This window comes from Methylophaga sp. SB9B, from assembly GCF_004832235.1.
Lineage (GTDB): Bacteria > Pseudomonadota > Gammaproteobacteria > Nitrosococcales > Methylophagaceae > Methylophaga > Methylophaga muralis.
In genome coordinates this window covers 90,353-112,924 of record NZ_SSXS01000013.1, presented here as the reverse complement: position 1 = coordinate 112,924, position 22,572 = coordinate 90,353, and the positions used below count along the sequence as shown (strand labels likewise).

The following is a 22,572-nucleotide window of genomic DNA, read 5'->3' as shown; positions in this document are numbered from 1 at the left end:
ATCAATCTGTTCAGTTAATTCCTAATGCGGTTTGTTGCTCGGTGACATAACGTTGTAAGTCGTCCAAAGTTTGCTGTTGGGCTGTGGTGAGCTCTTGCTGCCTACACTCCGCTAATGCGGCGTTAAATTTTTCAAATGTAAGTCCAGGCGACGCAGTTGCGGTTAATTTGTTACGACAGAACTGCTGCCATTGTTCTGCTTCACTTTCATCTAACGATTCAGGCCAGTTACGCGCTCGATAACGGAACAGCATTTCCGGTAATCGCGAATCATTAAAAGGAATCGATAACGTGCCCAATTGATCGGGAGCCGCTTCGCGAATCAGGGTCATTTTGTTTTTATCACTGTCATCAAAGAATCCGCCGCCATACAAACTGGTATCAACATCGTCTATCTCATCAAATGATTTTTGACTGAAAACTTTCTGCAATTTTTGCTGAAACGATTCGCCCGCCTCACGTAATAGTTGCAGATGTTTATGACTTAATTCCCGATCAATCTGCAGCCGCTCGGCAGCGGCATCATCCAGCGTAGCTGCAGGCACAATGACCGGACATTTATTGATTTGTACAGTTTTTAATGCCGGACGCGAAACACCTTCAGGTAAATCTTTAGTGGGCGTAAATAACCATTGCCGAATGGTATCGGCATCCTGCTCCAGTAACTCAGAGGGATCATGGCGCAGATCATAAACAATCACCCCATTGCTGTTATTGGGTTCTTTGGCAATTGGCACCACCAATGCCGTATTGCAATATTCAGAAGGGTACATGCGTGAGGTATGCAAAACCGGATCAGCCTGATGCAGGTTCAGTAACGGAGCGAGCTGCTGTTTACGGCGTAACTGATAAATATAGTCATACAGTTTTGGCTGACGATCTTTAATCAGTTTTGCCAACGCGATGGTGGCATACACATCCACTAACGCATCATGGGCACCCTTATGCTCAATACCGTTTGCTGCAGTTAAGGCTTCCAGACGAAAACTTGGCAGGCCATCTTCACGATTTGGCCATTCAATTCCTTCCGGGCGCAGAGCCCGGGTGAGACGCACCATATCAATAATGTCCCAGCGTGAATTGTTGTTTTGCCATTCACGGGCATAGGCATCGTAAAAATTACGAAACAGGGCGAAGCGGGTAAATTCATCATCAAACCGCAAACTGTTATAGCCCACACCACAAGTGCCGGGCTGTGACAGTTCATTATGAATTTGTTTGATGAATTCGGCCTCAGTCAGACCTTCCTGCCGGGCTTTCTGTGGCGTGATGCCCGTTATTAAACTCGCCATTGGATGCGGTAATACATCGGCTGCCGGTTTGCAGTAAATCATCAACGGTTCATCGATGATATTCAGATCTTCATCGGTGCGAACTCCGGCGAACTGTAATGGCCGATCAAAGCGCGGATCGGTGCCAGTCGTCTCATAATCGTGCCAGTACAGCGTATTCATTTATAAGCTCGCCAATACCAGTTCAGCTGCTGCCAATGTGGCTTCAATTTCATCATCGCCATGTGCAGCAGAGACAAAGCCCGCCTCAAATGCAGAAGGTGCAAGATAGACCCCACGATCCAGCATGCCGTGATAAAACTTTTTAAAACGTTCCTGATCACATTGGGTGACCTGTTCAAAAAACTCAATGTTGTTTTCTTCGGTAAAGAAAAAGCCAAACATGCCACCAACATAATTAACACTCATCGGGATACCGGCCGCATCGGCTTTTTGTTTCAAGCCATTGGCTAATTTAGCTGTCTGTTGACTGAGGCGATCATGAAAGCCTGGTTGTTGTACCAGCTTCAAAGTCGCCAAGCCTGCTGCCATAGCCACCGGATTGCCGGATAACGTACCTGCTGATAAACAGGGCCAAGCGGGCAATCGAATGCATAACATCTTTGCGGCCACCAAAGGCTCCAACCGGTAAACCACCACCAACAACTTTACCCAAGGTAGTGAGATCGGGCTTGATTCCGTAATGCTGCTGCGCACCGCCCAAAGCGACCCGGAAACCGGTCATGACTTCATCAAAAATAAGCAGACTGCCGTATTGATCACAGACTTCGCGCAAGCCTTCGAGAAATCCCGGAATCGGTGGAATGCAGTTCATATTGCCAGCTACCGGTTCAACAATAATACAGGCCACCTGAGCACCAATTTCAGCAAAACACTGTTTGACTGATTCCATATCGTTGTAGCGCAAGGTAATGGTGTGCTCGGCAATCGCTTTAGGCACACCAGCTGAAGAGGGTTCACCGAGGGTTAATGCGCCACTGCCAGCTTTGACTAATAACGAGTCTGCATGACCGTGGTAACAGCCTTCAAACTTAACGATTTTGTCACGACCGGTATGGCCGCGGGCAAGGCGGATAGCACTCATGGTCGCTTCAGTACCGGAGCTGACCATACGCACCATTTCCATTGAAGGTACTAATTCACAGAGTAAATCCGCCATTTCGGTTTCAATCGCTGTAGGCGCGCCGTAACCCAGTCCATTTGCGCACATTAGCTGAACGGCCTCAATGACTTGCGGATGCGCATGACCGGCAATCATCGGTCCCCACGAGCCGATGTAATCAATATATTTTTTGCCTTCCACATCGGTGAGCCAGGCACCTTTTGCGCTACTGAAAAATACCGGATCACCGCCGACACCTTTGAATGCACGTACCGGTGAATTCACGCCACCGGGGATATGTTTTTGAGCTTGAAGGAAAAGTTGTTGATTGCTTTGCGCTTGCATTTACAGAGTCCTGATTTGATGATGTGCGATAATTCTAGCCTATCACAGCGAGATAACTGACCCGACATGAGCCTGAAACTGCGTTTATTGATCATTGTAACCTTGATTCTGGTATTCAACTTTGTCGCCGCTGGCTATTTTATGATCCAGAATGCCCGCCAGGCGGTGGCTGCCGAAATGGCCTCCAGTACCCAGTTGGCGCGTGGATTATTGATCAATGCTTTACCGACATTAAGGTTTTCCAATGATTTGAGTGAACGGGTAACCTTGATCGTCGATAGTGTGCGACATACCCGGCATATCCGTGCCTGGTTTGAAGATATGAATGGCCAACCGTTGATTGGTCATGAAGAAGGAGTGCCATTCACTAATCGACCAGACGCGCCAGACTGGTTTATCCGATTAATGGAACCTGAAGCAGTCGCTTTTCGACGACTTATCACTCGTGGCAGTCAATCGTATGGTTATCTGGTAGTTGAAGCAGATCCCAGTGACGAGGTTACCGAGGTCTGGCGGGATATGGAAACTCTGCTATTTTTAGGTTTGTTTTTCCTGACAGTTATTTCCAGTTTGATCTATTTGGCGTTATTACATGGTTTAAGACCATTACAGCAATTAGCGGACGCCTTGGGACATCTGGAAAAAGGCGATTTTCATGCGCGGGTGGATACCGGCGGCGCCAAAGAATTAAAACCGATCCAGATTCGCTTTAATCATATGGCCGATGTCTTGGAAACTACCATGGCTGAAAACCATGCCCTGGCCGGAAACATGCTGACCTTACAGGAATCTGAACGACGAGATCTGGCACGTGAGCTACATGACGAGCTGGCACCGTGTCTGTTTGGTATCCGAGTCGATCTGGCTGAAATCGAACGCATTGCTATTGAAAATAAATTGCCGGATGTCGAAGAAAAAGTCAGCTCGGTTAAATTGATTACCAGCCATATTCAATCACTAGTACGTAAGATGCTTAGTCGTTTGCGGCCGATGACTCTGGATGATTTAGGTCTGGTGGAAGCCTTACGTGATATGTTGCATAACTGGCGTGACCGACAACCGGAAATTGATTGGGAATGGGATTTCGTTGGCGATTTCACCGGTCTTGCAGATACTTTGCAAGTGACGGTGTATCGCGTGGTGCAGGAATGTACAACCAATTGTGTTCGCCATGCAGAAGCCAGTCATGTACGGGTTGAAGTTAAGCGTGAAAAACAATATATAAAGGTTACAGTCACAGATGATGGTAAAGGTCTGGACACTTCTGCCGTGAAAGGCTTTGGTTTGATCGGTATGCGAGAGAGGGTCTCGGCATTAGGTGGTAAGATTGCGTTTGATACTGCCGAAGGTCAAGGTTTGCAGGTTCGGGTAATGATCCCTATGAAGAGTGAAAATAAAAAATGAAACCAAACATCACAATCCTTGTAGTCGACGATCATCCGATTGTCAGAGCGGGCTGTCGGCAGTTAATTCAGCAAATTCCCTCAGCCAAAGTAGTCGAAGCAGAGACTGGCGAAGAAGGTTACCGGATGTTTCAGGAACTGTATCCGGATATGGTGTTATTGGATATCACCCTGCCAGGCGTCGGTGGACTTGAAGTATTACGTCGCATTCGGGCCAATCGCGATACTGCCAAGGTCTTAATGTTCAGCATGCATGAAGATCCGGTATTTGCTTCTCGTGCCATGCAAGCTGGTGCGCGTGGTTATATCACCAAGAACAACGCTGCCGATCACCTGGTTGAAGCGGTGAGTAAAGTACTTGAAGGTAAAATTTACTTGAGTCCTGACATGGCGCAGCAACTGGCGATGTTAAACATTGATGCGGGTACCAGTGCGCTAAGTGATCTATCGCGCCGCGAATTAGAGATTTTACGGTTACTCGGCGAAGGTAAAAGCATGAATGAAATTTCGGACGTTTTAGGCATCAGTTATAAGACGGTCGCTAATAACCTGACACAAATAAAAGGCAAGCTGGACATCAATAAAACTGCTGAGCTGATGCGATTTGCAATCAGTCATGGTTTATCGTCCTAAGCGTCTGTATTACATGTATGTTTTTGAAAAGGAACATATTCCCGTTTTAAAAGGAGAAGTCGCTCATGGCGAATGGGCTTGCATTCAGTAAGCTGTATCACAAGTCCATAGGAATGTTCAGCTTCTATTGTCTTATATTTCTCTCTCCTTCTATGAAGGTTTAGCCAGACCCAATCGGTCTGGCTTTTTTTTTGTCTTTTTTTTACACTTTTTTCTCCATTGCTCGTCTAAATGATAAGAGATCGCATTTAGGCTTCCCTCTATGCGTTTTCTCTTATAAGATGTCGCTTTAATTTCCACCGCCGACATCCGGTAACACAAGGAAAACTTTATGCAATTCAATCTCAGCCGACTATGTTGCTTGCTTGGCATCTGGTTGGTGCCTACTTTCGCCTATTCCGGCGCATTGGACCAAGCCGTGGATCAACAGGTGCAAACTGATACCGCGGCTCAACGTACTCAGCAACAAATTGACAGCCTGGACGATGAAACTCGTGAGCTATTAGCCGAATATCGCAGCGTACTGAATCAGAAAGAAAGTCTGGCGGCTTATAACAGTCAGCTGGAACAGTTAGTATCCTCGCAACAAGAAGAGCTGGTTTCAGTGGATGCGCAGTTAGCTAATATTGATACCACGCAGCGTGACATCGTTCCCCTGATGATCAAAATGGTCGAAGTGATTGAACAGTTTGTTGAACTGGATAGTCCATTTCTGCCAGAGGAACGTGCGAGTCGTGTTGAACAATTAAAAACGATGATGGCTCGCGCCGATGTGAATCTGGCTGAAAAATTCCGTCGCATTTTTGAGGCATATCAGGTCGAAACCGAATATGGCCGTACCTTGGAAGCTTATCAAGGAGAAATGGAAACTGAAGATCGCAGTCGCACAGTTGATTTTCTGCGGGTAGGGCGAGTAGGTCTTTATTACCTGACATTGGATCAACGTGAAGCGGGTATGTGGGATCAGGATACAAGAAGCTGGCAGCAGCTTCCGCGGGACTCCATTCAGTCTGTTGTACAAGGTCTGAAGGTGGCTCGTAAACAGTTACCACCTGATCTGTTAACCCTGCCGGTCAAAACGCCAGAGGCGATCCAATGAGAAACATTTCTATTTTTATAATTTCTTTACTGTTGTTGCCGCTGGCCGTTGTTGCCGATGATAAACCAGTGAACCTTGATCAGTTATTGGATCAAGTTAAACGTGAGCGGTTGATTGAACAAGAACAAAATCGAATTCGTGAAGCAGAATTTCTTCAGGCCCGCGATCGTCAAGCCCAACTATTGTCGGAGGCCAAAGCCGATTTAGCGGCAGAAGAGCGTCGAACTGAGCAGCTTAATGATGAATTTGAAGAGAATGAATTCAAATTAGCGGAAAAAGAGTCCCAATTACAGGAACGTTCAGGCTCATTGGGCGAACTATTTGGCTCCGTCCGACAAATGGCGAATGACAGCCGTGCCGTTATTGAAACCTCGATGACCACCGTTCAATACCCAGAACGTGTCGCTTTTCTGACAGGTTTAAGTGAACGCAAACAGCAGCCGACTATCGATGAGTTACGCGAGCTTTGGTTAGTGTTGCAACACGAGATGACACATTCCGGCAAAGTTGAGCAATTTAAAGCACAAGTTATCACCGCCAACGGTGAAGTTGCCGAAAGAGATGTAACACGCGTCGGTGTGTTTACCGCATTTAGTGATGGCAAATTCCTGCGTTACATGTCTGAAAACCGCACTCTGGTGGAACTGGCCAGACAACCTGTACAACGTTTACGCGATCAGGTTGAAGCGTTTGAAAACAGTGATGCCGGTGAATTAAAAACCGTGGTGGTTGATCCGACTCGCGGCGCCATCATGGCGTTACTTGTACAAACACCGGACTTGCGTGAGCGTATCCAGCAAGGTGGCTGGATTGGCTACATCATCCTGTTTTTGGGTGCTATTGGTCTATTGATTGCATTGATTCGCTTTGTGACCTTAATACGTCTAGAACGCGGTGTCAGCAAACAGCAAAAAACCAAAGAATTGAATCTGAAAAACCCACTGGGTCGTATTTTGTCTGTTTACAGCGACAAGATTGCCCAAGACGTAGAAACTTTGTCTCTGAAACTGGATGAAGCCATCCTAAGAGAAACTCCAAGTATTGAACGTGGCTTGATAACACTGGCAATTTTGGCGGCCGTTGCCCCAATGTTGGGATTGTTAGGTACGGTTTCAGGCATGATTGAAACCTTCCAGGCCATCACTTTATTTGGTACTGGTGATCCAAAACTGATGTCTGGTGGTATCTCACAGGCTTTGGTGACGACGGAGTTAGGATTGGCCGTAGCTATTCCGATTTTGTTAATTCATAGCGCTTTATCAAGTAAGAGTAATCGGTTGATTCAGATCCTTGATGAAGAAAGTGCAGCGATAGTGGCACGTAACGCTGAAGCTCAAACCTTGCACCGTGACGGATAATTTCTTTCAAATACAGCTGCTGATGGAAAGCGGCGGCACAGTGCTCTGGCTGATTTTGCTGGCGTCTACTTTAATGTGGACGCTGATCATCGAACGTTACGTGTTTATTTGGTTTTTACATCCACGTGAAGTTCGCAAGATGATGGATGAATGGCATCAGCGTCAAGATTTAAGCAGTTGGTATGCGCAACAAATCCGTCAGGGCATGATTGCCGAAAGCCGGGTTATGTTGGAGCGGTTTCTGATTTTAATTCGTACGCTGACCGTCGCATTGCCGATGCTGGGTTTATTAGGCACGGTAAATGGCATGATCCAGACATTTGATGTTATGACCGTTTTCGGAACGGGCAACACTCGCGGTATGGCTGGTGGCATTTCAGTGGCATTGATTACAACGATGGGCGGCCTGCTGACCGCTTTATCAGGGCTCTATTTCATTACTCAGCTGGAACAGCGTGTTGCCAGAGAAGTCAATAATGTGGCTGACGCCCTACGCAGAGATTAGGAAAGTTTATGCGAAAACGACATTCCCGCCGTCAAAGTGGCGGTATAGCTGAAATCAACATGACACCATTGATAGATATGGTGTTTATATTGCTGATCTTTTTTATCGTCACCACCTCGTTTGTTAAAGAGACTGGTGTTGATGTAAACCGTCCATCGGCGAAAACAGCAGTAGAGAAAGAGCGGGCCAATATCCTGATCTCGATTCGTGAAAACGATGAAATCTGGATGGATCAACGGCAGATTGATCGGCGTGCGGTGAGAGCTAATGTAGAGCGTATGTATGCGGAAAATCCAGAAGGTTCGGTGATTATTCTGGCCGATGAAAATGCGAAAACCGGCCTGTTGATTGAGGTCATGGACCAGGCACGTTTGGCGGGAGTTGCGAATGTCTCAATTGCTGCTGAACGAGACTAGTCGCGGAGAATCACCGGCTATGCGGATCTTAATTGGACTATTACTGGCAATTGTCGTCAATTATGGTTTGTTTACCTTGATGAAGGAAATGACCAATTCAGATAGCAGCCTGTTTCGTGATGATAATGAAGCATTGGTTTTGGATTTCGTGCGTCTCAAGCCGGAAGAAACACAACCTGAGACAATAAAACGTGAGATCCCGAAAAAACCGCCACCACCGGAAGAACCACCGCCACCAACTCCGACTACGGCACCCAAAATGACGCAGCCGGATGTGCAGCAACCGAAAATGGATATGCCAAGAATTGATGTGCCATTGAATATTGCTGGTCAACCCTATTTGGGGGATTTCAGTGCAGAACCTGCTCCGGCGCCTTCAACAATGCCGGCACAACCAGGCCCGCAAATGGATGATGAGGTCTGCCATTGGTACGTATTCCACCTAATTATCCTCGTGTTGCTCAGCGACGCGGAATTGAAGGCGTGGTGACAGTGGCGTTTACCATTACCCGTGATGGACAAGTTAAAGATCCCGTAGTGGTTTCTGCCAATCCGGAGAGTGTATTTGATAACGCAGCGATGACGGCGATTCTAAAGTGGAAGTTCAAACCTAAAGTGGTTGATGGTGAACCGGTAGAACGCCGCGCCACCCAGGAAATCGAATTTAAGCTGGCCAGATAATGATGAAGACACTAAATCAGAAAGTCGTTTTACTGACCATTTTAAGCTGTTTGGTCTGGCCGTTTAGTGTGCTGGCAAATGACTATTTACTCAGTGAAAAAACCTACAACTCACTGAATGCTGCTCAGGAAAAAATGGAGCAACAGCAATATCGTCAGGCTGAAGCAGATTTAAAAAAACTGGTCGGTGAAACTGAAGCCGGTTCATACGAGCGGGCGGTGGTGCTCCAAACACTTGGGTATTTATATTCTGAAACGGAGCAGTACAAACTGGCAGCGGATCAGTTTGAGCAGGCACTGGCACTGAATGCTTTACCGGAAGATGTAACGCATAATCTGCGCTACAACCTTGCCCAGTTATTGATTGGTGATGACCGTTATCAGAAAGGTATCGATTTACTGAACGAATGGTTGAAGAATGAGCCGCAAGCCAACAGTAATGCCTATGTTTTACTGGCAACCGCCTATTACCAAATCAATCAGTTTTCTAGAGCAGTAGAAGCTATCCGAACGGCCATTCAACGCGATAGAGCGCCAAAAGAAAGCTGGTATCGCTTGCAACTGGCGGCGCATATGGAAATGCAGCAATACAATCAATCAATAGATGTTCTGGAAATTCTGATTGAACGCTTTCCAGTGAATAAAACCTATTGGGATCAACTCGCTGCATTATATGCTCAACAGGACAAACGACTCACTTCATTGGCAGTGCAAATGCTGGCTAAACGCCTAAATATGGGTGATAACGATACTGTTATTCGTCTTGCCAATATGTATCGGTTTTTGAATATTCCGTATAAATCTGCTCAGTTATTGCAAAAGTCCATGGACGATGGCGTGATTGAACGTAATTTTAAAAATCTCGAATCATTGGCAGACAGCTGGTTAGCCGCCAGAGAAAATGAAAATGCGACCCAGGTTTTAGCCCGAATGCAATCGATGGATACTTCTGGCGAGACGGATTTGAAACTTGCTCGAGTCTTTATCAGCATGGAAAACTGGCCTGCAGCGGCTGGTCCATTGCAGCAGAGTTTGGAAAAATTACCTGAAGATAAACGCGGTCAAGCGTGGATGCTCTCCGGAATGGTCAATTATCACGTAGGAAATATGGAGCAATCCGAACAGCATTTAAATCGTGCTTTGGCCTTCGCTGAAGTGCGCAATCAGGCTTCACAATGGCTGAGACATTTACAGAATACGCGGTCGGATAAGGAAGATGCCTGAAACCGCACTGGCCGAGCTAAAAGGGCAATTGGTTCAACATTATCGTTGGCTACGCCAGTATGGTTGCAATGATTCGCATAGTGGTAATGCTTCATTGCGTTGGCATGATCAGATATGGGTAACGCCAACTGGCTGTTGTGCTGATACCCTAACCGCTGAAATGCTGGTGTTATGTGGTCTGGATGGACAAATTGGCGAAGGTGCTTCACTCGATGCGCCTCTTCATATAGCGACTTACCAATCTAATCCCACTGCAAAGGCTGTATTTCATAGTCATGGACCGCATGCTATTGCCATGACGATGAGCGGCAAAGATTTTATTCCAGTAGATTTTGAAGGGCAGTATTACTTCCCGATGGTGCCGGTTATTTCAATTGATTATGCGGAATATCTGGAAAAGTCACCTTCAGCCGTTGCACGCGGTCTTGCCAGTCATAAAGTTGTCATTGTTCGCGGGCATGGTGTGTATGCCTGTGCAGAAACCATTAATTTGGCTTATAAGTGGAGTTGTTCGGTTGAGCTCTCTGCAAAAACAGCCTGGCTGACTGCTCAACTATAATCTTTGACTGACGAAACCAATTAGTAAAGATTAAGTCAGATAGACTTCAACAGATATCCGTGAAGGGATTTTTGACACATGACTGCCGGAAAAGCCTTTTCTTTTTCTCTCCCAGAAACAACTAACTTACGCACTCCGCGGCTGGATATAAATGATACAGAAGCAATGCGTGCCGAACTTGCAACCTATTTTAATTCAACGTTTGAACGCTATGAATCTTTGTTCGAAACCTTGAAATCTGAAGAAGGTTTTTACCAGAAAAGCATTCCGTTACGTCATCCATTAATTTTTTACTACGGTCACACAGCGACTTTTTTTGTTAATAAACTGCTGTTAGCTGGTCTGTTAACCCAACGTATCAATCCACTGTTTGAGTCGATGTTTGCCATCGGCGTGGATGAAATGAGTTGGGATGATCTCAATGAAGCTCATTACGATTGGCCAACGGTTGCTGAGGTTAAGGCCTACCGTCAACAAGTTAAAAATTCGGTTAACCATCTGATTCATCAAGCGCCACTGACTTTACCTATTAACTGGGAAAACCCCTGGTGGCCGTGGTGATGTGTATTGAGCATGAAAACATTCATCTTGAAACCTCATCAGTATTAATACGTCAGCAGCAATTACACTGGGTGCAATATCAACCGGAGTGGAAAGCCTGTGATATTTCCGGACCTGCACCGGAAAACAAATTGTTACCAGTAGATGCCGGTAACGTAAAACTGGGGAAAAACTTTGATGATGCCTTTTACGGCTGGGACAACGAATACGGCCAGCATCAGGCTGAAGTGGGCGAATTCCAGGCCGCTAAATATCTGGTCAGTAATCAGGAATTTCTAACGTTTGTTGAAGCTGGTGGCTATCAGCAGCAACAGTATTGGTTGGAAGAAGGGCTGCAGTGGAGGGAATTCACCCAAGCCGAGCATCCGACGTTTTGGATTAAATCCGATCAAGGCTGGCAGTTGCGATTAATGACGGAAATAGTGCCAATGCGTTGGGATTGGCCGGTCGAAGTAAATTATCACGAGGCCAAGGCCTTCTGTCTGTGGAAAGCCGAAATAACTGGTGAAAATGTGCGACTGCCAACTGAAGATGAGTGGTATCGACTGGCACAAACTGCAAATGTTCAAGAGATAAACCAAGCTCCAGCTCCAGCAATATTCACTTGGATCATTTTGCTTCGTCTTGCCCTGTCAATCAATTCGCTCAAGGCGATTTTTATGATGTGACAGGCAATGTCTGGCAATGGACTGAAACCCCGATATATCCATTTGATGGTTCTCAAGTACATCGTTTATATGACGATTTCACCACCCCGACTTATGATGGAAAACACAATCTGATTAAAGGCGGTAGCTGGATTTCCTGTGGTAATGAAACTCGTCTATCATCTCGATATGCTTTTCGCCGACACTTTTTTCAGCATGCAGGGTTTCGCTATGTCGTATCGGATTCGCCAGTGAAAAATCTGGATTCAAATTATGAAACCGACAAAATGCTGTCGGAATACGCCGAGTTTCACTTTGGTGAAAGCTATTTTGATGTACCGAATTTTCAACAAGCCATCGCTCAGCTTGCCATTGACAAAATGGGCGATAAGCCAGCCAGACGTGCTCTTGATTTGGGTTGTGCCGTGGGGCGAGCCAGTTTTGAATTAGCCCGACATTTTGATCAGGTTACTGGTATCGATTTCTCAGCCCGCTTGATCAATCTCGGTGTACAGCTCAAACGTGATGGGGTGATTCGCTACGCCGTTGCTGATGAAGGTGATTTATTGCTGTATCGTGAACAGCGTCTGGCTAATTTTGGTTTGCAGGATACCGCTCACAAAGTCGATTTTATGCAGGGGGATGCCTGTAATCTGAAAGCGACTTACAGCAATTATGATCTTGTGTTGGCAGCTAACTTACTGGATCGTCTGTATGACCCGATTTTATTCTTAAAACAGATCCATCAACGGATCAATGTCGGTGGACTGTTAGTCCTAACCTCACCGTATACCTGGCAGGAAGAACACACGGATAAAGCCAATTGGCTGGGTGGCTTTAAAAAAGACGGTGAAAGTTTTTCCACACTGGATGGTATTAAAAGCGTGCTGGAAAACCAATTTAAATTGATTGATGGGCCGTTTTCGCAAGCGTTTGTCATTCGTGAAACCCGACGAAAATTCCAGCATACTCTGTCAGAGGTGACTATCTGGGAACGTCTTGATGACGAAAATTGATTTTGACCAGCTGATTGATCGCAGCGGCACCAATAGTCTTAAATACGATGCACGCCAGCGTTTGTTTGGCCGGGATGATGCAATTCCGTTATGGGTGGCGGATATGGATTTTGCTGCTCCCGAGGCCGTTAGCCAAGCATTATCTGCCAGAGCACAACACCCGGTTTATGGTTACAGCGAGTATCCGGACGATTTATACCTTGCTACCCAGCAGTGGTTTTTACGACGACATGATTGGCATATTGAAGCCGAACAAATTCTGATTTGCCCCGGTGTTGTACCTTCATTGCATGCCACTATCATGGCGCTCACCGAGAAAAACGATCAGGTCATCGCTCAACCGCCAGTGTATTTTCCGTTCTTTTCAGCGGTTACAGAAACACAGCGTAAATTGGTATTAAATCCGTTAATTTTGCAGAATGACTTGTATCAGATAAATTTTGAGCAATTAGCTGCTCAAGCTGCTGATGGTGCCAAAATGCTGTTGTTATGTTCACCACATAACCCGGGTGGGCGAGTATGGACTGAGTCTGAGCTGCAAAAACTGCTGGAGATTGCCAGACAATTTCAATTGATTATTGTCAGTGATGAAATTCATGCCGATTTAGTCTTCACGGGACAAAAGCATATTCCGTTGGCATCACTAGCTAACGATGTTCCAATCATCACAGCCGTATCAGCCAGCAAGACCTTTAATATTGCCGGTTTAGGTATGTCGATGCTGATAGTAAAGAACTCTCAACACAAAAAAGCGATTGAGGCAGTTTTTAACTCATGGCATGTCAGTGCCGCGAATCCATTTAGCATTGAAGCGACGATAGCTGCCTACCAACATGGTGATGAATGGTTAGAGAAAGTAATGGCCTATCTTCAGCAAACTTATAAATGGGTAGAAAAGTTTTTTGCCGAACATTTACCCAAGATACGTGTATTACCTTTGCAGTCGACTTATCTAATATGGCTGGATTGCCAGTCTTTGCAGTTGGATGACAAACAACTGAGAACTTTTTTTGTGCAAAAGGCTGGTGTGGCGATGAATCCTGGACTAATGTTTGGAGAGGGTGGCAGCGGTTTTATGCGGATGAACATAGCGGCTCCAATGGCGGTCATCCAACAAGCCTGCCAGCAAATTGTTACTGCATGGGAAAAAGCTGAATTAGCGGATTTCAAAGCACAAAATTAATTGTATAAGGCAGGCTGATAACAACGATTTTCTTCAACAATATGAGGTTAGTGATGGAACAAATTATTGGGGATGCAGCAGGCAAAATTTGGAAATATTTACAAAATAACGGGGCCACCAGTACCACAAAGCTGGCATCAGCTTGTGAGCTGGATATAAAGCTGGTGCAACGTGCTATCGGCTGGCTGGCCAGAGAAGACAAGCTGGTGTCGATTCAAAAAGGTCGTACTGAAATTATCGACTTGAAAGAAAGTTAATCTGCCTGAGTAACTTCTTTCACGCTAAACGCACCTCTGACACTACCGATACTGAAGCCGGTGGCCTCATCGTCGGGGTAAAGTTTGTCTAATTCTGCCTGAATCTGCTCGGGTATTTTTTCACCGTGACAGGTAATGCAAACTAAATCAGTGCCGATGGCTTTCATTACGCGTCGTTGTTTTTGTCCATCAATATCAACTTGCTCGCTGAAACGCAGCTGTTTGATAGTTTCCCCTTTTTCCATACGTGTGTTGAAGTCTCTGAGCACCTTTTTTTCCCAATCATCGGCCCTGTTCTCTGGGTTTCTAACTTTCAATGAAGTACGGCTGACATCAAGATTGTATTTTTCGGAAACTTGCTGTGCCACTTTCGGGGCAATATCTTTACAAACAGCGATGGTTTTAATTGAACCATCAGTTTGCATTGATAGCATCAAAGCTGATTTAAGCGTTTCGGCAAATTCTTTTATTGCTTGATTGGCCTGTTTTTCAAAATACTTTGCATCGTCAGCATGGAGTGGGGCGGAAAATAATAAAATCGTTATAAGAAGAACCCGTCGAATATTCATAACATTACTCCGCGTTGAGTCATTAAAAGGCGTTGCCTTTAGGAATGTTGAATTTTTTGAGTAACACCGCCAATGGACACAAACCGGTAAATGCTGCTTGTAACAAATTCAACCCTATAAACCCAGTGAACCACAGCCAGTAAATATGATGCAACCGTGAGAGTAATAAACTTATCAGAATAAAACTTCCTGCAAAAGCAAAAACCATTTTATCTATGTTCATGTTGCTTCCCTATTCAATAGATTAGTGTTTTCTAATATTAGGTAATAATTATATGTGATGCAAGCTTAGTTATTTCATTCCATGAGCTCAGATGCTTGTACATCTGGCTTTTATCCTGCTAACCTTCGGGCAACTTGAATTTTTTGACTAAGAGAAAATGACCAATATCTACGACGCTTCGGCAATTGAGGTTTTAACGGGATTGGATCCGGTCAGAAAGCGGCCCGGCATGTATACCGATACAACTAGGCCGAATCATCTGGCTCAGGAAGTCATTGATAATAGTGTCGATGAAGCCATTGCCGGTCACGCAACTAATATTGAAGTCATCCTGCATCCTGATAATTCGCTTGAAGTGATTGATGATGGCCGGGGTATGCCGGTGGATATTCACCCGGAAGAAGGTGTTCCCGGTGTTGAAGTTATTCTGACCCGTTTACATGCTGGTGGTAAGTTTTCCAATAAAAATTACCGGTTTTCCGGTGGTCTGCATGGCGTAGGTGTCTCTGTTGTAAATGCCTTATCCAAACGTCTGGAAGTCAATATCCGCCGTGATGGCGTTAGTTACAGTATTGCCTTTGAAAATGGTTTGTTAGTTGAATCTTTAAAAGAAACCGGAACGGTCGGCAAAAAAAATACCGGCACCAGTGTACGCTTCTGGCCAGATACCAGTTTCTTTGATGCCCCTAAATTTCTGGTTTCCCGACTGCGTCATGTGCTGCGAGCCAAAGCAGTATTGTGTCCCGGTCTGGTTGTTACCTTCGAAGATTTAAGTGGTGCCGAAAAACAAAATGATCGTTGGTGTTATGAAGATGGTTTGAACAGTTATCTAGCTAATGCGATGACTGATGTTCCCTGTGTGCCAGCTAAACCGTTTGTCGGACATTTTGCTGATGAAATTCAAGAAGTTGACTGGGCTTTGATGTGGCAGCTTGAACCGGCTGAAGTCATCGCTGAAAGTTATGTGAATCTAATCCCAACTGCCCAGGGCGGTACTCATGTCAATGGTTTGCGTTCAGGTTTGCTGGACGCCTTACGTGAGTTTTGTGAGTTTCGCAGCCTTTTACCGCGTGGGGTCAAACTTTCTGCAGAAGATATCTGGGAACGTTGTAGCTATGTGTTGTCAGTCAAATTGCAGGATCCCCAATTTTCCGGTCAGACCAAAGAACGTTTATCGTCCAGGCAATGTGCCGGGTTTGTTGCTGGTGCAGTAAAAGATTCATTCAGCCTATGGCTAAATCATCATATTGAAGATGGTGAAAAAATTGCCGAGCTAGCAATTAATAATGCTCAGTCACGCTTAAAACAAGCCAAAAAAGTCGTGCGTAAACGGGTGCAATCTGGCCCGGCATTACCCGGCAAACTGGCCGATTGCACTTCTCAAGATCCGGCCCGTACCGAACTGTTTCTAGTGGAAGGGGATTCTGCTGGCGGCAGTGCCAAACAAGGTCGGGATCGCGTATTTCAAGCCATCATGCCGCTACGCGGTAAAATCTTAAATACCTGGGAAGTAGAAGCTTCTCAAGTGTTGGCTTCACAAGAGGTTCATGATATTGCAGTTGCAGTAGGTGTGGATCCCGGCTCAGATGATCTTACCGGTCTGCGTTACGGCAAAATCTGTATCTTGGCCGATGCTGACTCAGACGGTGCACATATCGCCACTTTGTTATGTGCGTTATTTGTTCGTCATTTCCGGCCGTTGGTTGAAGCCGGACATATTTGTGTCGCCATGCCGCCTTTGTATCGGATCGATGTTGGCAAACAAGTTTTCTACGCGCTGGATGATGAAGAACGCAAAATCATTCTGGAACGTATTGAGCGTGACAAAATAAAAGGCAAAGTCAGTACTCAGCGCTTTAAAGGCCTGGGTGAAATGAATCCTTTGCAATTACGTGAAACCACCATGGCACCTGATACTCGCCGGCTGATTCGTCTGACCATCGATGCGGAAGACGATACATTTATGATGCTTGATAAATTGCTGGCCAAAAAACGGGCTGGTGATCGCAAAATCTGGCTGGAACAGCATGGCGATTTGGCTGATGGTTTAATCTGAACTGAGAATTTTAAATGAGTGCATTAGTCGACGATCTGGAACAGCAACCGCTTCGTGATTTTACCGAAAAAGCGTATCTGGGATATTCCATGTACGTCATTTTGGATCGGGCCCTGCCACATTTGGCTGATGGTCTGAAACCAGTCCAACGGCGTATTGTGTACGCGATGTCTGAACTCGGACTCAGTGCCGTTTCCAAGCATAAAAAATCTGCTCGTACCGTCGGTGACGTTTTAGGTAAATATCATCCGCATGGTGATTCAGCCTGTTACGAAGCCATGGTTTTGATGGCCCAGCCTTTCTCATATCGTTACACCTTGATTGATGGTCAGGGCAACTGGGGTTCGATGGATGATCCTAAATCCTTCGCTGCCATGCGTTATACCGAAGCCAGACTGGCACCTTATGCTCAAACGTTATTAAGTGAGTTGGGCCAGGGCACAGTTGAATGGATGCCCAATTTTGATGGCACCATGGATGAGCCACAATTACTGCCTGCACGTCTTCCGAATGTATTGCTCAATGGTGCCACTGGTATTGCCGTGGGTATGGCAACTGACATCTTGCCGCATAACCTGCGTGAAGTAGTCAATGCCTGTCTGTTATTGCTCAAATCACCGAAAAGCACATTAGATGATCTGTTAACTGAAATTCAGGGACCTGATTTCCCTACCGGCGGTGAAATAGTTTCATCCCAAGCCGAAATTCGTCGCATCTATGAAACCGGCCATGGATCGATTCGCCAACGCGCTTCTTACAAAGTCGAAGAACACGAAGTCATTATTCATGCGCTGCCATATCAGACCTCTGGTGCCAAAGTGTTGGAACAGATTGCCGCGCAAATGAACAATAAAAAAACTGCCGATGGTGGCAGATTTACGTGATGAATCTGATCATGAGCAGGCAGTGCGGCTGGTCATTGTGCCGCGCTCCAATCGGGTAGATATCGAAAGTTTGATGCTGCATCTGTTTGCAACTACCGACTTGGAACGCAGCTACCGCGTCAATATGAACATGATCGGTCTGGACGGTCGGCCACAGGTTAAAAATCTGCTGCAAATGCTCAGCGAATGGCTGACTTACCGTATTGAAACTGTGCGCCGGCGCTTACAGTTCCGTCTTGATAAAGTGCTGGATCGCATGCATGTGTTGGAAGGCTTGCTGATTGCCTATCTCAACATCGACGAAGTTATTGCGATTATTCGAAATGAAGATGATCCCAAAGCCGAGCTGATGGCGCGTTTTAATCTCAGTGATCGCCAGGCCGAATCGATTCTTGAATTACGTTTACGCCATTTGGCCAAGCTTGAAGAAATGAAACTTCAGGGTGAAATGGATGAGCTAAGCAAGGAGCGTAAAGCGCTGGAATTATTATTAAGCTCAGACACTCGTTTGAGATCTCTTATACGCAAAGAACTTATAGCCGATGCTGAAAAATATGGTGATGATCGACGCAGTGAAATCAAACAGCGTGATGCTGCAAAAGCGTTGAGTGAAAATGAGTTATTGCCGACCGAACCGTTGACCATCGTACTTTCAGCCAGTGGCTGGGTGCGTGCCGCCAAAGGCCATGATGTGGATCCAGTGTCATTAAATTACCGAACTGGCGATCGCTATCTGGCATCGGTGAAAACCCGAAGTAATCAACAAGTGGTGTTTCTTGATGAAAGTGGACGCAGTTATTCACTGCCAGCCCATACTCTGCCGTCGGCAAGAGGTCAGGGGGAACCACTTAGTGGTCGTCTGCAATCAGCTGCTGAAGTACGCTTTATTGCGGTGATTGCGGCGGAAAGTGAACAGATGGTGTTGTTATCCAATACTGCCGGATATGGTTTTGTCACTCGCTTTGAAAATTTACTGGCCAAGAACAAAGCCGGTAAAGCGTTGTTCAATTTACCGGAAAAATCCAGTTTGTTGTCACCGTTGGTGTTGGATAGCAAAACACCACAGCAACTCGCTGTAGCAGCGGGTGATGGCCGTTTGTTAGTGTTCCCGGTCAGTGAAGTACCTGAGCTCAATAAAGGCAAAGGTGTTCGCCTGATTAATATTCCACAGGCCCGTTTCAGCAGTGGCCAGGAATGGTTGCAATCGGTCACGCTGGTTCCAGAAAATTACAGTCTGACATTACATGCCGGACGCCGGCATTTGACATTGAAAACAGCTGATTTGCAGCATTATGCCGGCGAGCGCGGTAAACGCGGTCATAAACTGCCTCGGGGATTACAAAAAGTAACTGCAGTCGAAGTAACCGAGTAAAAAACTCGGTTACTTGTTATCCTATTAGGCTCAAATCAATAAGCCTGATAGTGATGCTGGACTTACCTTCTGATCATTTTTCCGTTACTGCAGTATTGCTGAAAAAAGCCAGTCAGCACCGCTGGGCCAAGCATTCATGGTCATTGCTTGGAGTCATGCCAGGATTGAGTGAAGCCAAATTGTCCGATGCGCAGACTCAAGGTGAACTGCTACTTTTTCCTGATTTACATTTACGTTTATTCCGCCATTATTGCGAAAGTTATTACGTGAATCTGATGTCCGAGCAGGCCAAGATCTATTTCATCGGCCGGCCGGAAAATGATTCATTAACCCCGGTGTTGTTAACAGTGGATTTTGACGAGGCAGCTTCGTATATGGAGGCTGGTGATCAAGTGTTTGATGCGCCCCTGCCGGATGAGTTGTGTATCTGGCTGGAACGGTTTCTGCTTTATCATTACGCCCCACAAGCTCCAAAGAAACGCCGTCGTCAACGCTGGAAAGACAACGAAGGAGGCGCATGATGAAAGAAAAATCGGCATCCGAGAATTTCTTATCACGATGGTCTCGGCGTAAACAACAGTCTGAAACGGCCCCAGAAACCGTAACTGAAAACGCGCCGGTTACAGAGCAAGCTGAGCCAGCAGTAGCAAAAGATCCAGCCGAATTACCTATCTGGCAACGTGAAGATGTTGACCCCGAAACCAAACAGCAGGCGTTACGCGATTTATTCCGTAAACCCGGTTTTAACAAAACCGACGGGCTTGAAGAATATGAAAATGACTACAACTATCATGCTTTTGCAGGTTTGGGCTCAGTGGTTACCCATGAGATGAAACGGATGTTGGAACGCCAGCTGGCGGCAGATGAAGCCACTGAACAGACAACTGAAACAACTTCAGCTCAAGACAGTGAATTAGAACAAGACATAAAACCGCGACATAATCGCGACGAAGAGGATAAGCCCATTGCATAACGTGGTTTTGGAAGCAGGCCGAATCGAAATTCATCCTGTGCAATTAATTGAATTTGAATCCCGTGGTCGTTTATTGATTATCGGCAGTGCCGAAGCGGTCTCTGCCGTAGCACCACATTGTCAGCCATTGACGATCAGTGCTGTGATCACTGATGACGCAGCTATCAGTAGCGAGATAGTGACGGTTTTAAACAATGATTTAGTTAGTTTAACTGGCTGGCTGGGCGAGTTTGACGCCATCGTTGCTGGTCAAAGCTTACGGTTTGATTTGATTCTGGATCTGAGTGATTCGCCAATTCTCAAACACAAGGTTTCACCATTAGGCTATTTTGCTCCCGGTGATAATCAACAAGCGTTGGCAGAAGCGCTACAGCAACTCCCTGAACTGATTGGTATTTTCGACAAGCCGCGTTATTTCCAATACAAACCGAATATCTGTGCCCATTCCCGACGCGGCATCAGCGGTTGTAACCAATGTCTCGAAGCGTGTCCTGCAGAAGCCATCAGCCATGCTGGTGACGAAGTAAGAGTGGATCCGAATTTATGTCAGGGTTGTGGCAGTTGCGTAGCCGTTTGCCCGTCCGGCGCGATGAATTATGCGCTACCGACGCTGGATGTCAGCCTGGAACGTTTACGATCAATGATGCAGCAATATGCTGAATTGGAAACGCAGCCGCCACATATTTTGATCCATGATGAAGCCAACGCGCAGACCTTGTTGGAAATGCGCGGCCATGAACTCGCAAATAATGTAATCACGTTTTCGATTGAAGAAATCGGTGCGTTGAGTATGCCATTCTGGTTAGCCGCAATGGCTTATGGGGCTGCGGATGTGACGGTCTGGGATGCGTTGACTCACAGCGATCATGATTGGCGGGAACTGCAGCAGCAAATGCAATTAAGCAATGAATTACTGAAGGGCATGGGCTATCCAGCTGCGATTTATTGGCATCAAGGTAACGATTTCTCTGCATTGAAAAGCCATCTACAGCAGCGACCAGAAAGAGAAGCTGTCTCTCCAAGTCTTTTTGCCGGTATCGACAACAAACGCCGGGTCAGCACGATGGCCTTATCTCACCTGTACGAGAATGCACCCGCACCTCAAGCCGAAATCAAACTTGAAAAACCTTCACCATTTGGTGAAATTCTGGTCGATAAACAAGCCTGCACCTTATGTATGTCATGCGTTTCGGTTTGCCCGGTTGGTGCCTTGGTCGATGGCGTTGATAAACCCCAGCTCAATTTTATTGAAGATTTATGTGTGCAATGCGGTATTTGCGAAACCGCCTGTCCTGAAAATGCTATTACGTTGGCACCACGCTATCTTTATCAGCGCGATCAAGCACGTCAAAAACGTATATTGCATGAAGAGGCTATTTTCCATTGCATCAGTTGTGCAAAGCCGTTTGCTACTCAGAAAATGATCGATACCATCACCGCTAAATTAAAAGACCATCATATGTTTCAGGGAGCGGCTTTAGAGCAATTGAAAATGTGTGAAGATTGCCGTGTTAAAGCCATGTTCAAAAAAGGTTGATGGTGATGGAGAATATTGAAGAAAATCAGTGGCGCGCCCAAACCTATGCCTTATTAGCCACATTGCTGGCGACACCTCCGCAGCAGGATCTGCTCGACAATATCATCAGTCTGCAAGTCACGGAACCGGATAGCCCACTCGGACAAGGCTGGCTGGCATTGATTGAAGCTGCCAAACAATTTACTGCTGAGCAAATCGCTGATGAATATCAATTATTGTTTATCGGTCTGGCGCAAGGTGAGGTGATTCCTTACGGCTCGTATTATCAAAGCGGTTTTCTAAATGAAAAACCACTGGCCAGACTACGTGTCGATCTTGGCAAGTTAGGATTAGAACGCCAGCAGGATAAAGCCGAACCTGAAGATCATATTGCCGGCGAGTGTGATGTTATGCGATTGATTTTGACAGCCAACGGTACGCCAATCATTGATGACAAAAGCTTTTTTAACAGCCATTTACGTCCTTGGGCAGCCCGGTTTTTTAGTGATTTGGCCAAAGCCAAAAGTGCAGGATTTTATGCCGGGGTCGCAATATTGGGTCAACAGTTTATCGAGGCGGAACTTCAACGTCTTGAAGTGTGACAGATAGTTTGAAATTGCCAGCGAATAACCTTGAACAGTGGTGCCGTCTGCGCGATAATTGTGACTCAATTTTGTTGTCGACGCTGACAACTTCTTGC

Annotated in this window: 20 protein-coding genes and 3 pseudogenes; 19 read left to right on the top strand and 4 right to left on the bottom strand. The window is 46.0% G+C overall.

Going from position 1 to position 22,572, the window contains the following annotated elements; all coding sequences use genetic code 11:
* Positions 1 to 10: 10 nt before the first annotated feature.
* Together sbcB and hemL are read right to left on the bottom strand one after the other, a co-directional pair.
* A complete protein-coding gene (sbcB, locus tag E8Q33_RS13310) occupies positions 11 to 1,453 on the bottom strand; it encodes an exodeoxyribonuclease I (protein ID WP_136555326.1) in 1,443 nt (480 codons plus the stop codon).
* A pseudogene (gene hemL / locus E8Q33_RS13305) lies at positions 1,454 to 2,738 on the bottom strand (glutamate-1-semialdehyde 2,1-aminomutase). It abuts the gene before it with no gap.
* A gap of 66 nt (positions 2,739 to 2,804) precedes the next feature.
* On the opposite strand from hemL, the gene E8Q33_RS13300 reads away from it, so the two are divergent.
* The 13 genes and pseudogenes from E8Q33_RS13300 to E8Q33_RS13245 all read left to right on the top strand — a co-directional run bounded on the left by E8Q33_RS13300 (position 2,805) and on the right by E8Q33_RS13245 (position 14,279).
* The gene (locus E8Q33_RS13300; protein WP_069296118.1) at positions 2,805 to 4,142 is read left to right on the top strand and encodes a LapD/MoxY N-terminal periplasmic domain-containing protein; all 1,338 of its coding nucleotides are present in this window, start codon (positions 2,805 to 2,807) and stop codon (positions 4,140 to 4,142) included.
* On the top strand, positions 4,139 to 4,774 hold the full coding sequence (locus E8Q33_RS13295) for a response regulator transcription factor (protein WP_069296119.1): 636 nt from the start codon (positions 4,139 to 4,141) through the stop codon (positions 4,772 to 4,774). Before E8Q33_RS13300 ends, E8Q33_RS13295 begins: the two co-directional genes overlap by 4 nt.
* A 331-nt stretch (positions 4,775 to 5,105) precedes the next feature.
* Positions 5,106 to 5,873, top strand: coding sequence for a DUF3450 domain-containing protein (locus E8Q33_RS13290; protein ID WP_136555324.1), 768 nt, complete (start codon positions 5,106 to 5,108; stop codon positions 5,871 to 5,873).
* The gene (locus E8Q33_RS13285) at positions 5,870 to 7,231 is read left to right on the top strand and encodes a MotA/TolQ/ExbB proton channel family protein (RefSeq protein ID WP_136555322.1); all 1,362 of its coding nucleotides are present in this window, start codon (positions 5,870 to 5,872) and stop codon (positions 7,229 to 7,231) included. Before E8Q33_RS13290 ends, E8Q33_RS13285 begins: the two co-directional genes overlap by 4 nt.
* 40 nt (positions 7,232 to 7,271) lie before the next feature.
* Positions 7,272 to 7,736, top strand: a complete 465-nt coding sequence (locus tag E8Q33_RS13280) for a MotA/TolQ/ExbB proton channel family protein (RefSeq protein WP_245652109.1) — start codon at positions 7,272 to 7,274, stop codon at positions 7,734 to 7,736.
* Positions 7,737 to 7,744: 8 nt separating this feature from the next.
* Positions 7,745 to 8,152, top strand: a complete 408-nt coding sequence (locus E8Q33_RS13275) for a biopolymer transporter ExbD (RefSeq protein ID WP_069296122.1) — start codon at positions 7,745 to 7,747, stop codon at positions 8,150 to 8,152.
* Positions 8,124 to 8,642, top strand: a complete 519-nt coding sequence (locus E8Q33_RS13270; protein WP_247870106.1) for a hypothetical protein — start codon at positions 8,124 to 8,126, stop codon at positions 8,640 to 8,642. Before E8Q33_RS13275 ends, E8Q33_RS13270 begins: the two co-directional genes overlap by 29 nt.
* Positions 8,639 to 8,833 (top strand): energy transducer TonB, encoded by a 195-nt coding sequence (locus E8Q33_RS16255; protein ID WP_247870105.1) that lies wholly within the window; start codon positions 8,639 to 8,641, stop codon positions 8,831 to 8,833. The genes E8Q33_RS13270 and E8Q33_RS16255 overlap by 4 nt, the downstream gene beginning before the upstream one ends.
* Complete coding sequence (locus E8Q33_RS13265) at positions 8,833 to 10,056, top strand: lipopolysaccharide assembly protein LapB (protein WP_247870104.1); 1,224 nt, start codon at positions 8,833 to 8,835, stop codon at positions 10,054 to 10,056. Before E8Q33_RS16255 ends, E8Q33_RS13265 begins: the two co-directional genes overlap by 1 nt.
* Positions 10,049 to 10,615 carry a class II aldolase/adducin family protein gene (locus E8Q33_RS13260; RefSeq protein WP_136555320.1) on the top strand — a complete coding sequence of 189 codons (567 nt, stop codon included), beginning with the start codon at positions 10,049 to 10,051 and terminating at the stop codon, positions 10,613 to 10,615. Before E8Q33_RS13265 ends, E8Q33_RS13260 begins: the two co-directional genes overlap by 8 nt.
* Positions 10,616 to 10,693: 78 nt before the next feature.
* Positions 10,694 to 12,839, top strand: a pseudogene (gene ovoA, locus E8Q33_RS16820) (5-histidylcysteine sulfoxide synthase).
* Positions 12,826 to 14,022 carry a MalY/PatB family protein gene (locus tag E8Q33_RS13250; RefSeq protein ID WP_136555318.1) on the top strand — a complete coding sequence of 399 codons (1,197 nt, stop codon included), beginning with the start codon at positions 12,826 to 12,828 and terminating at the stop codon, positions 14,020 to 14,022. The pseudogene ovoA and the gene E8Q33_RS13250 overlap by 14 nt, the downstream one beginning before the upstream one ends.
* Before the next feature lie 53 nt (positions 14,023 to 14,075).
* The gene (locus tag E8Q33_RS13245) at positions 14,076 to 14,279 is read left to right on the top strand and encodes a winged helix-turn-helix domain-containing protein (protein WP_136555316.1); all 204 of its coding nucleotides are present in this window, start codon (positions 14,076 to 14,078) and stop codon (positions 14,277 to 14,279) included.
* Here the strand turns inward: E8Q33_RS13245 and E8Q33_RS13240 are convergent.
* Both E8Q33_RS13240 and E8Q33_RS13235 read right to left on the bottom strand, forming a co-directional pair.
* Positions 14,276 to 14,848, bottom strand: a complete 573-nt coding sequence (locus E8Q33_RS13240) for a DUF3365 domain-containing protein (protein WP_136555315.1) — start codon at positions 14,846 to 14,848, stop codon at positions 14,276 to 14,278. The genes E8Q33_RS13245 and E8Q33_RS13240 overlap by 4 nt on opposite strands.
* Positions 14,849 to 14,870: 22 nt before the next feature.
* A complete protein-coding gene (locus E8Q33_RS13235; RefSeq protein ID WP_136555313.1) occupies positions 14,871 to 15,071 on the bottom strand; it encodes a DUF2892 domain-containing protein in 201 nt (66 codons plus the stop codon).
* A 157-nt stretch (positions 15,072 to 15,228) separates the two neighbouring features.
* On the opposite strand from E8Q33_RS13235, the gene parE reads away from it, so the two are divergent.
* From parE to E8Q33_RS13205, 6 genes and pseudogenes are all read left to right on the top strand, one after another.
* Entirely contained in the window at positions 15,229 to 17,127 is a 1,899-nt protein-coding gene (gene parE / locus E8Q33_RS13230) for a DNA topoisomerase IV subunit B (RefSeq protein ID WP_136555311.1), read from the top strand.
* 14 nt (positions 17,128 to 17,141) lie between these two features.
* A pseudogene (gene parC / locus E8Q33_RS13225) lies at positions 17,142 to 19,383 on the top strand (DNA topoisomerase IV subunit A).
* Positions 19,384 to 19,436: 53 nt separating this feature from the next.
* The gene (locus E8Q33_RS13220) at positions 19,437 to 19,904 is read left to right on the top strand and encodes a DUF3305 domain-containing protein (protein WP_136555309.1); all 468 of its coding nucleotides are present in this window, start codon (positions 19,437 to 19,439) and stop codon (positions 19,902 to 19,904) included.
* A complete protein-coding gene (locus E8Q33_RS13215; protein ID WP_136555307.1) occupies positions 19,901 to 20,356 on the top strand; it encodes a DUF3306 domain-containing protein in 456 nt (151 codons plus the stop codon). Before E8Q33_RS13220 ends, E8Q33_RS13215 begins: the two co-directional genes overlap by 4 nt.
* 1 nt (position 20,357) lies before the next feature.
* Positions 20,358 to 21,893, top strand: a complete 1,536-nt coding sequence (locus tag E8Q33_RS13210) for a 4Fe-4S binding protein (protein WP_247870111.1) — start codon at positions 20,358 to 20,360, stop codon at positions 21,891 to 21,893.
* 5 nt (positions 21,894 to 21,898) lie between these two features.
* Positions 21,899 to 22,474 carry a molecular chaperone gene (locus E8Q33_RS13205; RefSeq protein ID WP_136555303.1) on the top strand — a complete coding sequence of 192 codons (576 nt, stop codon included), beginning with the start codon at positions 21,899 to 21,901 and terminating at the stop codon, positions 22,472 to 22,474.
* The last annotated feature ends 98 nt before the right edge of the window (positions 22,475 to 22,572 follow it).

Bases quoted from the DNA above. Each gene is read 5' to 3' on its own strand.
- parE (WP_136555311.1), top strand. From the start codon at position 15,229: ATGACCAATATCTACGACGCTTCGGCAATTGAGGTTTTAACGGGATTG.
- E8Q33_RS13270 (WP_247870106.1), top strand. From the start codon at position 8,124: ATGTCTCAATTGCTGCTGAACGAGACTAGTCGCGGAGAATCACCGGCT.
- E8Q33_RS13290 (WP_136555324.1), top strand. From the start codon at position 5,106: ATGCAATTCAATCTCAGCCGACTATGTTGCTTGCTTGGCATCTGGTTG.
- E8Q33_RS13275 (WP_069296122.1), top strand. From the start codon at position 7,745: ATGCGAAAACGACATTCCCGCCGTCAAAGTGGCGGTATAGCTGAAATC.
- E8Q33_RS13215 (WP_136555307.1), top strand. From the start codon at position 19,901: ATGATGAAAGAAAAATCGGCATCCGAGAATTTCTTATCACGATGGTCT.
- E8Q33_RS13250 (WP_136555318.1), top strand. From the start codon at position 12,826: ATGACGAAAATTGATTTTGACCAGCTGATTGATCGCAGCGGCACCAAT.
- E8Q33_RS13260 (WP_136555320.1), top strand. From the start codon at position 10,049: ATGCCTGAAACCGCACTGGCCGAGCTAAAAGGGCAATTGGTTCAACAT.
- E8Q33_RS13205 (WP_136555303.1), top strand. From the start codon at position 21,899: ATGGAGAATATTGAAGAAAATCAGTGGCGCGCCCAAACCTATGCCTTA.
- E8Q33_RS13285 (WP_136555322.1), top strand. From the start codon at position 5,870: ATGAGAAACATTTCTATTTTTATAATTTCTTTACTGTTGTTGCCGCTG.
- sbcB (WP_136555326.1), bottom strand. From the start codon at position 1,453: ATGAATACGCTGTACTGGCACGATTATGAGACGACTGGCACCGATCCG.
- E8Q33_RS13240 (WP_136555315.1), bottom strand. From the start codon at position 14,848: ATGAATATTCGACGGGTTCTTCTTATAACGATTTTATTATTTTCCGCC.
- E8Q33_RS13265 (WP_247870104.1), top strand. From the start codon at position 8,833: ATGATGAAGACACTAAATCAGAAAGTCGTTTTACTGACCATTTTAAGC.
- E8Q33_RS13295 (WP_069296119.1), top strand. From the start codon at position 4,139: ATGAAACCAAACATCACAATCCTTGTAGTCGACGATCATCCGATTGTC.
- E8Q33_RS13220 (WP_136555309.1), top strand. From the start codon at position 19,437: ATGCTGGACTTACCTTCTGATCATTTTTCCGTTACTGCAGTATTGCTG.
- E8Q33_RS13300 (WP_069296118.1), top strand. From the start codon at position 2,805: ATGAGCCTGAAACTGCGTTTATTGATCATTGTAACCTTGATTCTGGTA.
- E8Q33_RS13235 (WP_136555313.1), bottom strand. From the start codon at position 15,071: ATGAACATAGATAAAATGGTTTTTGCTTTTGCAGGAAGTTTTATTCTG.
- E8Q33_RS13245 (WP_136555316.1), top strand. From the start codon at position 14,076: ATGGAACAAATTATTGGGGATGCAGCAGGCAAAATTTGGAAATATTTA.